Here is a 13,430-nt window from a genome sequence, read left to right as displayed (position 1 = left end):
GAGGGAAGGTTGCCATCAGAAATGGGTATTAATGCTCATATACCACGTACGTCCCGGTTCGTTATAGGTGTACGCGCCAGCGCCCGCCATATAAGCGCCAGTTTGAGTATCCCTGACGGTTTGCGCGTTACCTTCACGCCACAGACGTTTGTCAAAGAGGTTATCCACGCCACCGGTCAGGCTGACATTTTTGGTCACGTCCCAGGTCGCGCTCAGGCCAACAATACTGTATGGGCTGACCGCTTGCTTATCTGTTCCGGTAACGGGGTTACCTTGATAATCATATTTCTTCGGCTCTTGTTTGCCGTACCAGGTGAAGGTCGATTGCAGAGAAACGTCCTGACGTACCTGCCAGCTCAGGGTTGAGTTAAGCGTGTACTGTGGAATAATCGACAGGCGTTCGCCGGTCTCTTTGTTTTTGCTCTGCAACATATACGTAACGTTATTCGTCCAGTTGACGGTGTCGCTAACCGGTACGTTTAACGTGCCTTCCAGACCTTCAACGACCGCTTTCGGCACGTTCTCCCACTGATAGACATCCGTTTTGCCGTTGTTGATACGCTGCAACGGCACCGTACCCGCTTCAATCTTATTGCGGTAATCATTGCGGAACCAGGTGATGCCGGCCAGCCAGCCATCGCGTTTAAATTCCAGACCGATCTCTTTATTGATGCTGGTTTCGGCTTTCAGATCATCGTTACCCATCATATAGCAGCCGATGCCGGTACCCGCGCCAGTCGCGTAGCAACCCTGACCTTTACTGTACAAAATATAGTTTGGGTTAGTCTGGTACAGACTCGGGGCTTTATAAGCGCGGGCGATTCCCATTTTCAGGGTAAAGTCATCCCCCAGACCTTGCGACAGGTTCAGCGACGGGCTCCAGTTATCCCCCACAATACTATGATGATCGAAACGTAGCCCCGGCGTCAGCATGGTGCTGTCGGTCAGTTCCATGTTGTTTTCAGCAAACAGAGAGAAAATTTCCGCTTTTGAATAGGGGCTACGATTGGTACTGCTATAACCCGGGATATTTCCCCCCATAAAGGTTTGCGAGTTGGAGAGCTCGTCTTTCATACGCTGTTGGGCCCATTCGGTACCCAGCGTCAGGTTTTGATTGACCAGCAGATCGAAAGGAAGGCTCACTTCGCTGTGTAGGGTGACGTCATTCAAATCGGCATCGACATATTTTTGCGATGCTTTGGGATCGAAAATTCCTTCGGTGCCGCCTGCCAGGCCTTCCGGCATCCGGGAGTTACGGGTATGTTCGTATTGCACCCAGTTACTGGTGGTTACGCCATTATTCCAGCCGCCGTTCCAGGTCAGAGAGTAGTTCTGCCGATAGAGGCGGTTCGTCTCTTTTCCGTAATTATCTTTCACCAGTTGGTTCGTATTGGTGTTCTGAGTATCACCGGCATAGAGGTTGCCCTGGCGACTGTAACCGGCCTCCAGCTCCAGAGACTGAAGCGGAGCAAAATCCCAACGAACCACACCGTTGATATCTTTGTTAATGACCCCCTCGCGTCCTGCCGGTAGCGTGTCGGCGTAACTCCCGGTACGTTCAGACTGATGCCCCTGGTTAATATTACGCGCATCCGCCTGCGTTTTGTCGAGGTTGCCATACAGGCGGAAGCTGAAATCCCCGCCCAGCGGGCCGTTCAGGCTAAAGTTAGTGCGTTTGGTCGCGCCTTCGTCTTTATGTTCCGGCGCGTTGAAATAGGTATTCCAGGAACCGTGCCACTCGCTACCGCCTTTTTTGGTAATGATATTGACCACGCCACCCGCCGCGCCGTTACCGAAACGTGCGGCGGCAGGGCCACGCAGCACTTCAATGCGTTCGATCATCTCCGGCGGCACCCACGCGGTATCGCCGCGGGTATCGCGTTCGCCGCGCCAGCCCAGGCGCACCGAGTTACGGCTGGTGACGGGTTTACCGTCTATCAGGATGAGGGTGTTTTCCGGCCCCATGCCGCGAATATCGATTTGGCGGTTATTCCCGCGCTGACCGCTGGTGGAGTTGCCGGTCAGGTTTACGCCCGGCATGGTGCGGATGATTTCTGACACGTCGCGCGCGGGCGGATTTTTGCGGATCTCATCGGCGGTGATGGTGGATACGCCTGGCGCCTGTAGGTTTTGCTGGGCAGCGGTCACCACGATGGTGTCTTCATTGGTGAGCGCAGCGCTATCGGTTTTTTCTTCCGCCATCACGGGCAGAGCGGCCCCGTAAATCCCTAAATTGACCAGTAAGGTCAGGGAATGAATCTTCTTGTTCATTGTATATCCTGCTTTTCTTTAGCCACATAAGCCAAAGCGCCCGTCAAAGGCATTGGCCGGGTGGTGAAATTGTGTTCGCGCGTCCCATAGCGCGACAATACGCTATTGCAAATGCAAATAGTTATCAATAATATTATCAATATATTTCACCTTTTATATACAAAATTCATAATAAACACAGGGTTATAATGAAAGAGGCGCTGGCAACGGGAAGTGAGGCCTGGTGGAGGACGAAAACCGGGCCGGAATGGATACGGGAAAAAGACGGAAATTATCGGGTCACTTTTTGGTGGCGCGACCCGCAGGGAAACGAAACACACTCCCCGATACGGCGTGTCTGGGTCTACATCACTGGCGTAACCGATCATCATCAAAACGCGCAGCCTCAGACGATGGAGCGTATTGCCGGAACGGATGTCTGGCGCTGGAGCACGGCGCTTAGCGCTAACTGGCGCGGCAGCTACTGTTTTATTCCTACCGAACGCGATGACGTTTTTGCCGCTTTTGCGCCGGGCGAAACGCCCGATCGGAACGCACTGCGTGAAGGCTGGCGACAGCTATTACCGCAGGCGATTGCCGACCCGCTTAATTCGCAAAGCTGGCGGGGAGGACGTGGTCATGCGGTTTCAGCGCTGGAAATGCCGGATGCGCCCCTTCAGCCGGGATGGGATCGTCCTGAAACGCCGTACTCGCCGCCTTTGATGATGCAGTGGCATAGCGCACGTCTGGGCAATTCCCGCCGCGTATGGATATTGACGACCGGAGACGAGGCGCCGGAGGAAAGACCGTTGGCTATTCTGCTGGACGGTCAATTCTGGGCGGAAAATATGCCCGTCTGGCCCGCGCTCGCCTCGCTGACTCATCAACGCCTGCTTCCCGGTGCCGTCTATCTGCTGATTGACGCGATTGATACTCACCACCGCAGCCAGGAGTTGACCTGCAATGCCGACTTCTGGCTGGCGGTGCAGCAGGAACTGTTGCCGCAAGTCAGAGCCGTGACGCCTTTTAGCGATGATGCCGGGCGAACGGTGGTCGCCGGACAGAGCTTTGGCGGCCTGTCGGCGCTGTATGCCGGCCTGAACTGGCCGACGCGTTTTGGCTGTGTACTAAGCCAGTCAGGATCGTTCTGGTGGCCTCATCGCATCACCCCGCCGGAGGGGGAAGTCATTACCCGGCTGAAAACCGGCGCATTATGCGCGCGCGGACTGCGTATCGTACTGGAAGCCGGCGTGTGTGAGCCGATCGTGTTTCAGGCAAATCAGGCGCTTTATGCCCAACTGAACACCTCGCAGCAGTCCATTTTCTGGCGTCAGGTTGACGGCGGACACGATGCGCTTTGCTGGCGCGGCGGGCTAACGCAAGGGCTGATGCTGCTTTGGCAGCCGCTTATCGACACGCTTTAACCGGGCACATGTCCATGACAGGAGTTGAGTATGGAATTCAGTAATCCCTTCGATAATCCGCAGGGACAGTTTTACATCCTGCAAAATGCGCAGCGTCAATTCAGCCTTTGGCCAGCGGCATGTGCGCTTCCCGCAGGCTGGGACGTGGTATGCGAACCGCAATCGCAGGACACGTGCCAGCAGTGGCTTAATACGCGCTGGACAACACTGAATCCGGCGCATTATGCCGATAAGCAGGAGGCGAAATGACGCAGCGTTTACCGTTAGTCGCCGCCCAGCCGGGGATCTGGATGGCAGAAAAACTCTCTGATTTACCCTCCGCCTGGAGCGTGGCGCACTATGTGGAACTGAACGGCGAGCTGGATGCCCCCTTGTTGGCAAAAGCGGTAGCGGTAGGGATGCAACAGGCGGATACGCTACGGATGCGTTTTACCGAAGAGAACGGCGAGGTCTGGCAATGGATAGATCCTGAGCACACCTTCGGCGAGCCCCCGATTGCCGATTTACGCGACCAGCCCGATCCGCATCACGCGGCGCTGGCGTTAATGCAGGCGGATTTACGGCAAAACCTGCGCGCAGATAGCGGTAAGCCGCTGGCGTTTCACCAGTTAATCCGCATTGATGATACCCGCTGGTATTGGTATCAGCGCTATCACCATTTGCTGGTGGATGGCTTTAGCTTCCCGGCGATAACCCGCCAGATTGCGGCGATTTATCGCGCCTGGCAGAGCGACGCCCCTACGCCGGAGTCGCCTTTTACCCCCTTTGCGGATGTGGTCGAGGAATATCAGCGCTATCGCCAGAGCGAGGCCTGGCAGCGTGACGGCGCCTTCTGGGCGCAGCAGCGCCGCGAGCTGCCGCCGCCGGCGTCAATGTCTGCCGCGCCGCTGCCGGGGCGGTCGGCGAGCGCGGATATTCTGCGTATGAAATTGAGCGCGCCGGCGGGGGCGTTTCGCCAACTGGCGGCGCACATGCCTGAGATACCGCGAGCGGATCTTGCCCTGGCGCTGGTGACGTTGTGGCTGGGACGATTATGCGGGCGAATGGATTATGCCGCCGGATTTATCTTTATGCGGCGGATGGGATCGGCGGCGTTAACGGCGACCGGGCCTGTCCTTAACGTGTTGCCGCTGGCGGTTAACCTTCATGCGACGGAAGATCTGCCAACGCTGGCGAAGCGTCTTGCGGCGCAGTTAAAGAAGATGCGCCGCCACCAGCGTTACGACGCCGAACAGATTGTACGCGATAGCGGGCGAGTCGCAGGGGAGACGCCGCTATTTGGCCCGGTGCTCAACATAAAAGTATTTGATTATCATCTGGATCTTCCTGGCATACAGGCGCAAACCCATACCCTGGCGACGGGGCCGGTTAACGATCTTGAACTGGCGCTTTTTCCGGATGAAAACGGCGGTCTGGATATTGAATTGCTGGCGAATGCACAGCGTTACGATGATGCCACGCTCTCCCGCCATGCCTTACGATTGATGGCGCTTATCACGCAGTTTGCGGATAACCCGGCGCTGCGCTGCGGCGATGCGCAAATGCTGCTGGCGGAAGAACAAACGCAATTAACACACCTTAATAATACGGCGGTAACGATTCCCGCCGCCACGCTTAGCGATTTGGTGGCGCAGCAGGCGCAAAAAACGCCAGAGGCTTCCGCGTTGGCAGATGCGCATTATCATTTTACCTACCGTGAAATGCGTGAACAGGTTGTGGCGCTGGCGTACGCGCTGCGGGAACGCGGCGTTCAGCCTGGCGATAGCGTGGCGGTGGCGTTGCCGCGGTCGGCTTTTCTGACCTTAGCGCTGCATGGCATTGTCGAGGCGGGCGCCGCCTGGCTGCCGCTGGATACCGGTTATCCTGACGATCGGCTGCGAATGATGCTGGAAGATGCGCAGCCGAAACTGTTAATTACGACTCAGGCGCAGCTGGCGCGCTTTCACGATATTCCGGGGATGGAATATTTGTGTTATAGCCAACCGCTACCGGTCAGTGACGCCACTCCGCTGGGGCTGTCGTTACCGCATCATACCGCTTACATCATTTTCACCTCTGGCTCGACGGGTAGGCCGAAAGGGGTGATGGTGGGACAAACGGCGATAGTCAACCGGCTGCTGTGGATGCAGGCTCACTATCCGTTGACGGCGGATGATGTAGTAGCGCAAAAAACGCCGTGCAGTTTTGACGTCTCAGTATGGGAGTTTTTCTGGCCGTTTATCGCCGGGGCGAAACTGGTGATGGCCGAGCCGGAAGCGCACCGCGACCCGCTCGCGATGCAACGGTTCTTTGTGCAATACGGCGTCACGACCACTCATTTTGTGCCGTCGATGCTGGCGGCCTTTATTGTCTCGCTCACGCCAGCGTCGGCGGGGAAAAGCTGCGCTTCCTTAAAGCGCGTTTTCTGTAGCGGCGAGGCCCTGCCGACGGCGCTGTGCCGCGAATGGGAGACGTTAACCAACGCGCCGCTACACAATCTGTACGGGCCAACGGAGGCCGCGGTGGATGTGAGCTGGTATCCGGCCTGTGGCGATGAGCTGGCGGCTGTTGACGGCAACAGCATCCCGATTGGTTATCCCGTCTGGAATACCGGTTTACGTATTCTCGATGCGCATATGCAGCCGGTGCCGCCGGGCGTGGCTGGCGATCTCTATCTTACCGGTATCCAACTGGCGCAGGGCTATCTGGGGCGTCCGGATCTTACCGCCAGCCGTTTTATCGCCGATCCTTTTGCGCCAGGCGAACGGATGTACCGTACCGGAGATGTGGCGCGCTGGCTGGATTCCGGCGCGGTGGAGTACCTGGGGCGCAGCGACGATCAGCTCAAAATTCGGGGTCAACGTATTGAACTGGGCGAGATTGACCGCGTCATGCAAACGCTGCCGGATGTTGAACAGGCGGTAGCACATGCCTGCGTCTTTAATCAGGCGGCGGCGACGGGCGGGGATGCCCGGCAACTGGTCGGCTATCTGGTGTCGCACTCCGGTTTGCCGCTGGATTTACCGGTGCTGCAGGAAAAATTACGCCAAAAACTTCCCGCGCATATGGTGCCGGTTGTGCTGTTGCAACTTGCCAGCTTGCCGCTTAGCGCTAATGGCAAGCTGGATCGCAAAGCCCTGCCGCTGCCGGACCTGACGCCGCGCGTGAAAGGGCGTGCGCCGCAGTCCGCCACGGAGATTGCTGTCGCCGCGGCGTTTTCCCGCCTGCTGGGCTGTGAGATTAACGACGTTGAAAGTGATTTCTTTGCGCTGGGCGGACATTCGCTGCTGGCGATGAAACTGGCCGCGCAGCTAAGTCAGACGTTTAACCGCCAGGTGACGCCGGGGCAGGTGATGGTGGCGTCTGACGTGGCGCAGTTAAGTAAGCTGCTCGATACTGACGATGACGAACGCTCGCGCAATCTGGGGTTCGGGCCGCTGTTGCCGCTGCGTGAAAGCGATGGTCCAACGTTATTTTGTTTCCATCCGGCGTCGGGGTTCGCCTGGCAATTTAGCGTATTATCACGCTATCTCAGCCCGTCGTGGTCGATTATGGGGATTCAGTCGCCGCGCCCCGCTGGCCCTATGCAAACCGCAACCACTCTTGATGAGGTATGTGAACATCATCTGGCAACATTGCTCGCCCGGCAGCCGCATGGCCCTTATTATTTATTAGGCTATTCGCTGGGCGGGACGCTGGCGCAAGGGATCGCCGCCCGGTTGCGCGCGCGCGGCGAAACGGTGGCGTTTTTGGGGTTACTGGACACCTGGCCGCCGGAAACGCAAAACTGGCGGGAAAAAGAGGCGAATGGCCTCAATCCGGACGTATTGGCGGAAATTGAACGTGAACGCGCTGCGTTTGTCGCCGCGCAGCAGGGAAATGCCTCCGAAGCCTTATTTACCGCCATTGAAGGCAATTATGCGGATGCCGTCCGTTTGCTGACGACGGCGCATAGCGTACCGTTTGATGGACATGCTACGCTCTTTGTGGCGGATAAAACGGTGCCGGAAGGCGTATCGCCTGAACAGAGCTGGTCGCCGTGGATAGCGTCGTTGGCTATTTATCGCCAGCCGTGCGCGCATGTAGATATTATTTCTCCCTCCGCTTTTGAAACTATCGGGCCCATCATCAGCGAACTTATTAATAAATAACGGGCGTTGTTTCTGCCTTTAACAAATTAAATCCTGAAACCCATAATAATTACTAATTATTATGGGTTTTTTATTGCAACTATTAATTCTTTTAACATAAGTGATACATGCTACAGGCAAGTTTAATTCCGAATATTTAGCTTTTCGGGCACTGGCGCGCAAAGAGTGTTTCGGATAATTCTGACTTGCTGTTAGAATCTCTGACAGGAATGTGTTCTTTCATTGGATAAAGTTTTCAGGTCATACGGCATGCCATCTCTTAATGTAAAACAAGAAAAAAATCAGTCATTTGCAGGTTATTCACTGCCGCCCGCCAACAGTCATGAAATCGATTTGTTTAGCCTTATAGAGGTGTTATGGCAGGCGAAACGTCGTATTCTTGCTACCGTTTTCGCCTTTGCGTGCGTGGGGTTGCTTCTGTCCTTTCTGCTGCCGCAAAAATGGACCAGCCAGGCGATTGTCACACCGGCGGAGTCGGTACAGTGGCAGGGGCTGGAGAGAACGTTGACCGCGCTGCGCGTGTTGGATATGGAGGTAAGCGTTGATCGGGGCAGCGTATTTAATCTGTTTATTAAAAAGTTTAGCTCGCCCTCGCTGCTGGAAGAATATCTTCGTTCTTCTCCGTATGTCATGGATCAATTAAAAGGCGCGCAAATAGACGAGCAGGATCTTCACCGGGCGATTGTCCTGCTGAGCGAAAAAATGAAAGCGGTGGACAGCAATGCCGGCAAGAAAAATGAAACGTCGTTATTCACGTCGTGGACATTGAGTTTTACCGCGCCGACGCGGGAAGAAGCGCAAAAAGTGCTGGCTGGCTATATTCAGTACATCTCCGATATCGTCGTGAAAGAGACGCTGGAAAATATTCGTAACCAGCTGGAAATCAAAACCCGCTACGAGCAGGAAAAGCTGGCGATGGATCGGGTGCGTCTCAAAAATCAGCTTGATGCCAATATTCAACGTCTCCATTATTCGCTGGAAATCGCCAACGCCGCCGGCATTAAGAGACCGGTTTACAGCAATGGTCAGGCGGTAAAAGATGATCCGGATTTTTCTATTTCCCTCGGCGCGGATGGTATTTCCCGCAAACTGGAAATTGAAAAAGGGGTAACGGACATGGCCGAGATCGACGGTGATTTGCGTAACCGTCAATACCATGTTGAACAACTGGTGGCAATGAATGTGAGCGACGTGAAGTTTACCCCGTTTAAATATCAACTGTCGCCGTCTCTGCCAGTGAAAAAAGATGGCCCGGGTAAAGCGATCATTATTATTCTGGCGGCGTTGATTGGCGGTATGATGGCCTGCGGCGGCGTATTACTGCGTCACGCGATGGTCTCGCGTAAAATGGAAAACGCGCTGGCGATAGATGAACGGTTAGTCTGATTTACATGAAAAGCCGGATAGCGATATCCGGCTTTGTCATCTGTGTGGGCGACTATCGCCGCCCCAGCGGTACCACCAGCGGCGTCCCGGCAACCGGATCGTCGATAATCATACAGCGCAGCCCATAGATTTTTTCGATAAGCTCTGCGGTAACAATCTCTTTCGGCGCGCCCTGTGCGACAATGTTACCTTCGCGTAATGCAATCAAATGCGTGGCGTATCGGCAGGCCTGATTCAGGTCATGCAGGACGGCGGCGAGCGTATAGCCTTTTTCGCGGTTGAGATCGCTTAACAACTCCAGCAAATCAATTTGATGGCTAATATCCAGCCACGTTGTCGGCTCATCCAGCAGCATGATGGACGTTTCCTGCGCCAGCACCATGGCTATCCACGCCCGCTGACGTTGGCCGCCGGACAGAGTATCTACGCTTTGCGTCGCCAGTGAGGTGATACCTGTTGCACGCATGGCACTGGCGACGGCGTCGGCATCTTCCTTGCGCCAGCGGGTAAATAATGGCTGATGCGGATAACGCCCTCTGGCGACCAGCTCTTGTACGGTGATATCGCCCGGCGTAGTGGCGTTTTGCGCCAGCAATCCGATGCGCCGCGCCACCTCTTTACTGGCGTAACGCTGTATCTGTTCGCCATCCAGCCAGACATGGCCGTCAACAGGCGTCATCAGACGGCTTAGCGTGCGTAGCAACGTTGACTTGCCGCAGCCGTTAGGGCCGATGATGGCGGTAAAATGGCCGTCCGGAATCGAAACATTAAGGTTTTTTGCGACGGTATAGCTGCCATAACCCAGCGTTAACTGGTCGCCGCGCAAACGGGCTACGGATTCGGTCATTTTTTGCGGGACTCCTGAATTAACAAGACGATAAGGTAAATACCGCCGAGGCTGACGGTGACCACGCCCACTGGAAGCTGATAAGGCATAAACAGTTGCTGCGCGCACGCATCGGCGGCCAGTAGTAACAACGCGCCGCACAGCGCCGACTGGGTTAATCCCCAGCGCGCTGTGCCGCTAAGACGGCGGGCGATGTGCGGCGCGACAAGGGCAATAAACGAGATGGGGCCAGCCAGTGCCGTTGCCGCAGCGGTGAGCGACACCGCCACCAGCATCAGCATCAGGCGTGACCGCTCCACGCTAACACCCAGCGCGCAGGCGCTGTCATCGCCCATCTCCAGCAGCCGCATACGACGCACCAGTAGCGCGGCACCTGTCAGCATCACAATAATCAGCGGCGCCGAAGGCCAGGTTTTTGCCCATGTCAGACCGTTGAGCGACCCGGCGTTCCATAAGCCGGCGGTGAGCGCCGTTTCCAGCGACGCCTGCAACAGAAGCCAGGTATTAAAGGCGACTAACATCGCGCGGATGCCGATACCGATGATAATCAGCCGGAAAGTTTCAATCCCGTTACGCCAGGCGAGCAGCCAGACAATCAATGACGTGACGATACCGCCCGCCATTGCCGCCAGCGCGATCGCGGTAAGATGCTGGCCAAACAGGACCATTGCGACCAGTACGCCGCTCCAGGCGCCAGTATTAAAGCCCATCACATCAGGGCTGCCTAGCGGGTTACGCATCAACGACTGAAAAATCGCGCCACTGACGCCAAGCGCAGCGCCAATCAGCAGCGCCATTAATACGCGCGGTAGTCGCCATTCGGTTACGACAAGGGTGATGTTACGCGGCGCGTCGCCCAGCAGCGCGGCAATAATCTGCCCGGTCTCAAGAGGCACGGCGCCGCTTTGCAGGCTCCATAAGCCAATGGCGAAGCAGCCAGCCGCCAGAATCAGGCAGCTTACGATAAGCCGACGAGAAAGAAACATCACAGGCCGCCTCCGCTCGATTTACGGCGTACCAGAAAGATAAGTACCGGCGCGCCGATAAACGCACTGACGACCGATACGCGGAGTTCGCCCGGCACCAACAGACGACCAATAATATCGGCAAAAAGCAGCAGAGCAGGGGTTGCCAGTAGCGTCACTGGCAGCGACCAGCGGTGGTCTGCGCCCACCAGCCAACGCGCCATATGCGGCATCATCAGACCAATAAAGGCGATAGGGCCGACCAGCGCCGTTGCGCTGCCGCACAAGACGGTAATCGCCAGTAAACCGATAAGTTGGGTGCGTGCCACTTTACTCCCCAGCGCCGTCGCGGTATCGCTGCCGAGGCTCAGGCTGTTCAGCGCACGGCTCAGAAATAGCGCCACGATCCCAGCGATAACCACGGGCGCAAGCGCGACTTTCAACGTTTGCAGGCTGCGAATGTCCAGCGATCCCGCCTGCCAGAAGCGAAGCTGATCATAAACCTCTGGATTTAACAGCGCGATGCCGCTGGTCAATCCTTCCAGTACCGCGCCAAGCGCCACGCCCGCCAGTGTCAGGCGGACCGGGCTTAACTGGCCGCCGCCCTGACTACCGGTGAAGGCGACAATCAGCGATGCGATAAGCGCGCCGCTAAATGCCATGAAAAGCTGTTCCAGCGGCGTGGAGAAACCAAACAGCGCCGCGCCCAGTACAATGGCGAAGCTGGCGCCGTTGTTAACGCCCAGAATCCCCGGGTCGGCGAGCGGGTTGCGAGTAAGTGTTTGCATGAGCGCCCCGGCGAGACCCAACGCGCCGCCTGCCAGTAATCCGGCCAGCGTACGCGGCAAACGCGCATCCAGGACGATAGTGCAATCGGCGCTTTGGCACACGCCGGTGAACGCCTCCAGCACGACGGCGGCGGGCAGCGGTTTCGCGCCAATGACCAGGCTTAAAACCGCGGCGAGACTCAGTAATAACAACAATCCGGGCACGGCAAACGCGCGCGTCACGGAAAACGAGCATGACATAGTAACTTCCCTGATAATGATAGTAATTATCGTTATCTATCTTATTTGGTTATGTTAGCATGTGCAGCCATTGAATGGATATTTAAAAAAACTCGCATTAAGGCGTTGTAATGAATCGACAATCCTGGCTGCTCAATCTCAGCCTGTTGAAGACGCACCCTGCATTTCGCGCAGTATTTCTGGCCCGTTTTATCTCTATTGTCTCGCTGGGGCTGCTTGGCGTGGCGGTTCCGGTACAGATCCAAATGATGACGCACTCCACCTGGCAGGTAGGGCTGTCGGTAACGTTAACCGGCGGCGCCATGTTTATTGGCTTAATGGTGGGCGGTGTGCTGGCCGATCGCTACGAACGTAAAAAGGTGATTCTGCTGGCGCGCGGTACTTGCGGTATTGGCTTTATTGGCCTGTGCGTGAACGCTCTGCTGCCGGAACCGTCATTGCTGGCGATATATCTCCTTGGCCTGTGGGACGGCTTTTTCGCGTCTTTGGGCGTGACCGCGTTACTGGCGGCGACGCCAGCGCTGGTCGGAAGAGAAAATCTGATGCAGGCCGGCGCGATTACCATGCTGACGGTACGTCTGGGATCGGTTATTTCCCCGATGTTGGGGGGCATATTGCTTGCCAGCGGCGGCGTAGCCTGGAACTATGGGCTGGCGGCCGTCGGGACGTTTATTACGCTATTGCCGTTACTGACGCTGCCGCGACTGCCTGTTCCTCCGCAGCCGCGGGAAAATCCTTTTATCGCGTTACTGGCGGCATTTCGTTTTTTGCTCGCCAGTCCGCTTATCGGCGGTATTGCGCTGCTTGGCGGTCTGGTGACGATGGCAAGCGCGGTACGCGTCCTCTATCCGGCGCTGGCGATGAGCTGGCAGATGTCGGCGGCGCAAATCGGTTTGCTGTATGCGGCAATTCCGCTGGGTGCGGCCATTGGCGCGCTGACCAGCGGACAACTGGCGCATAGCGTTCGTCCGGGGCTCATTATGCTGGTTTCGACAGTCGGTTCTTTTCTGGCGGTGGGGCTGTTCGCCATCATGCCGGTCTGGATCGCAGGTGTTATCTGTCTGGCGCTATTTGGCTGGCTTAGCGCCATCAGTTCGTTATTACAATACACTCTGCTGCAAACCCAGACGCCGGAAAATATGCTGGGGCGAATGAACGGCCTGTGGACTGCGCAAAACGTCACGGGAGACGCTATCGGCGCGGCGCTGTTAGGCGGTCTTGGCGCAATGATGACGCCGGTCGCTTCCGCGAGCGTGAGTGGATTCGGGCTGGTAATTATTGGTTTGCTGCTGCTGTTAGTGCTGGGCGAGCTACGTCGTTTTCGCCAGATGCCGCCGGTTAGCGATGCTGGCTGATGAAGGGGCGTTTATCCGACTGACAAAATCTGTCTGGTCAGTCGG

9 protein-coding genes are annotated in these 13,430 nt (G+C 56.5%); 5 read left to right on the top strand and 4 right to left on the bottom strand.

The genetic code is table 11. The features are described from left to right. Nucleotides 1–15 precede the first annotated feature (15 nt). Nucleotides 16–2,271 (bottom strand): TonB-dependent siderophore receptor, encoded by a 2,256-nt coding sequence (locus QEN32_RS15620; RefSeq protein WP_265321896.1) that lies wholly within the window; start codon nt 2,269–2,271, stop codon nt 16–18. A 188-nt stretch (nt 2,272–2,459) separates the two neighbouring features. Between QEN32_RS15620 and fes the strand changes: the two genes are divergently transcribed. The 4 genes from fes to wzz(fepE) all read left to right on the top strand — a co-directional run bounded on the left by fes (nt 2,460) and on the right by wzz(fepE) (nt 9,190). Continuing rightward, on the top strand, nt 2,460–3,674 hold the full coding sequence (fes, locus tag QEN32_RS15615) for an enterochelin esterase (protein WP_265321897.1): 1,215 nt from the start codon (nt 2,460–2,462) through the stop codon (nt 3,672–3,674). A gap of 30 nt (nt 3,675–3,704) precedes the next feature. Further along, on the top strand, nt 3,705–3,923 hold the full coding sequence (locus QEN32_RS15610) for an MbtH family protein (protein WP_108638701.1): 219 nt from the start codon (nt 3,705–3,707) through the stop codon (nt 3,921–3,923). After that, nucleotides 3,920–7,804 (top strand): enterobactin non-ribosomal peptide synthetase EntF, encoded by a 3,885-nt coding sequence (gene entF / locus QEN32_RS15605; protein WP_265321898.1) that lies wholly within the window; start codon nt 3,920–3,922, stop codon nt 7,802–7,804. The genes QEN32_RS15610 and entF overlap by 4 nt, the downstream gene beginning before the upstream one ends. A gap of 249 nt (nt 7,805–8,053) precedes the next feature. Continuing rightward, nucleotides 8,054–9,190 carry an LPS O-antigen length regulator Wzz(fepE) gene (wzz(fepE), locus tag QEN32_RS15600; protein ID WP_265321899.1) on the top strand — a complete coding sequence of 379 codons (1,137 nt, stop codon included), beginning with the start codon at nt 8,054–8,056 and terminating at the stop codon, nt 9,188–9,190. 52 nt (nt 9,191–9,242) lie between these two features. Here wzz(fepE) and fepC read toward each other — a convergent pair whose 3' ends face one another. From fepC to fepD, 3 genes are read right to left on the bottom strand one after another with little or no spacing between them, the layout of a single operon-like run. Continuing rightward, the gene (gene fepC, locus QEN32_RS15595) at nt 9,243–10,037 is read right to left on the bottom strand and encodes an iron-enterobactin ABC transporter ATP-binding protein (RefSeq protein ID WP_000140622.1); all 795 of its coding nucleotides are present in this window, start codon (nt 10,035–10,037) and stop codon (nt 9,243–9,245) included. After that, nucleotides 10,034–11,023 (bottom strand): iron-enterobactin ABC transporter permease, encoded by a 990-nt coding sequence (fepG, locus tag QEN32_RS15590; RefSeq protein WP_000480053.1) that lies wholly within the window; start codon nt 11,021–11,023, stop codon nt 10,034–10,036. The genes fepC and fepG overlap by 4 nt, the downstream gene beginning before the upstream one ends. Further along, the gene (gene fepD / locus QEN32_RS15585) at nt 11,023–12,030 is read right to left on the bottom strand and encodes a Fe(3+)-siderophore ABC transporter permease (RefSeq protein ID WP_001277880.1); all 1,008 of its coding nucleotides are present in this window, start codon (nt 12,028–12,030) and stop codon (nt 11,023–11,025) included. The genes fepG and fepD overlap by 1 nt, the downstream gene beginning before the upstream one ends. Before the next feature lie 110 nt (nt 12,031–12,140). Between fepD and entS the strand changes: the two genes are divergently transcribed. Then, on the top strand, nt 12,141–13,385 hold the full coding sequence (gene entS / locus QEN32_RS15580; RefSeq protein ID WP_265321900.1) for an enterobactin transporter EntS: 1,245 nt from the start codon (nt 12,141–12,143) through the stop codon (nt 13,383–13,385). Nucleotides 13,386–13,430 lie beyond the last annotated feature (45 nt).

It is taken from the genome of Salmonella sp. SA14318 (genome assembly GCF_029866905.1).
Lineage (GTDB): Bacteria > Pseudomonadota > Gammaproteobacteria > Enterobacterales > Enterobacteriaceae > Salmonella > Salmonella enterica.
Note: the sequence above shows the minus strand (reverse complement) of the source record. Positions and strands in the feature narration are given on the sequence as shown.

Bases quoted from the DNA above. Each gene is read 5' to 3' on its own strand.
- QEN32_RS15620 (WP_265321896.1), bottom strand. From the start codon at position 2,271: ATGAACAAGAAGATTCATTCCCTGACCTTACTGGTCAATTTAGGGATT.
- QEN32_RS15610 (WP_108638701.1), top strand. From the start codon at position 3,705: ATGGAATTCAGTAATCCCTTCGATAATCCGCAGGGACAGTTTTACATC.
- entF (WP_265321898.1), top strand. From the start codon at position 3,920: ATGACGCAGCGTTTACCGTTAGTCGCCGCCCAGCCGGGGATCTGGATG.
- fepG (WP_000480053.1), bottom strand. From the start codon at position 11,023: ATGTTTCTTTCTCGTCGGCTTATCGTAAGCTGCCTGATTCTGGCGGCT.
- fepD (WP_001277880.1), bottom strand. From the start codon at position 12,030: ATGTCATGCTCGTTTTCCGTGACGCGCGCGTTTGCCGTGCCCGGATTG.
- fes (WP_265321897.1), top strand. From the start codon at position 2,460: ATGAAAGAGGCGCTGGCAACGGGAAGTGAGGCCTGGTGGAGGACGAAA.
- entS (WP_265321900.1), top strand. From the start codon at position 12,141: ATGAATCGACAATCCTGGCTGCTCAATCTCAGCCTGTTGAAGACGCAC.
- fepC (WP_000140622.1), bottom strand. From the start codon at position 10,037: ATGACCGAATCCGTAGCCCGTTTGCGCGGCGACCAGTTAACGCTGGGT.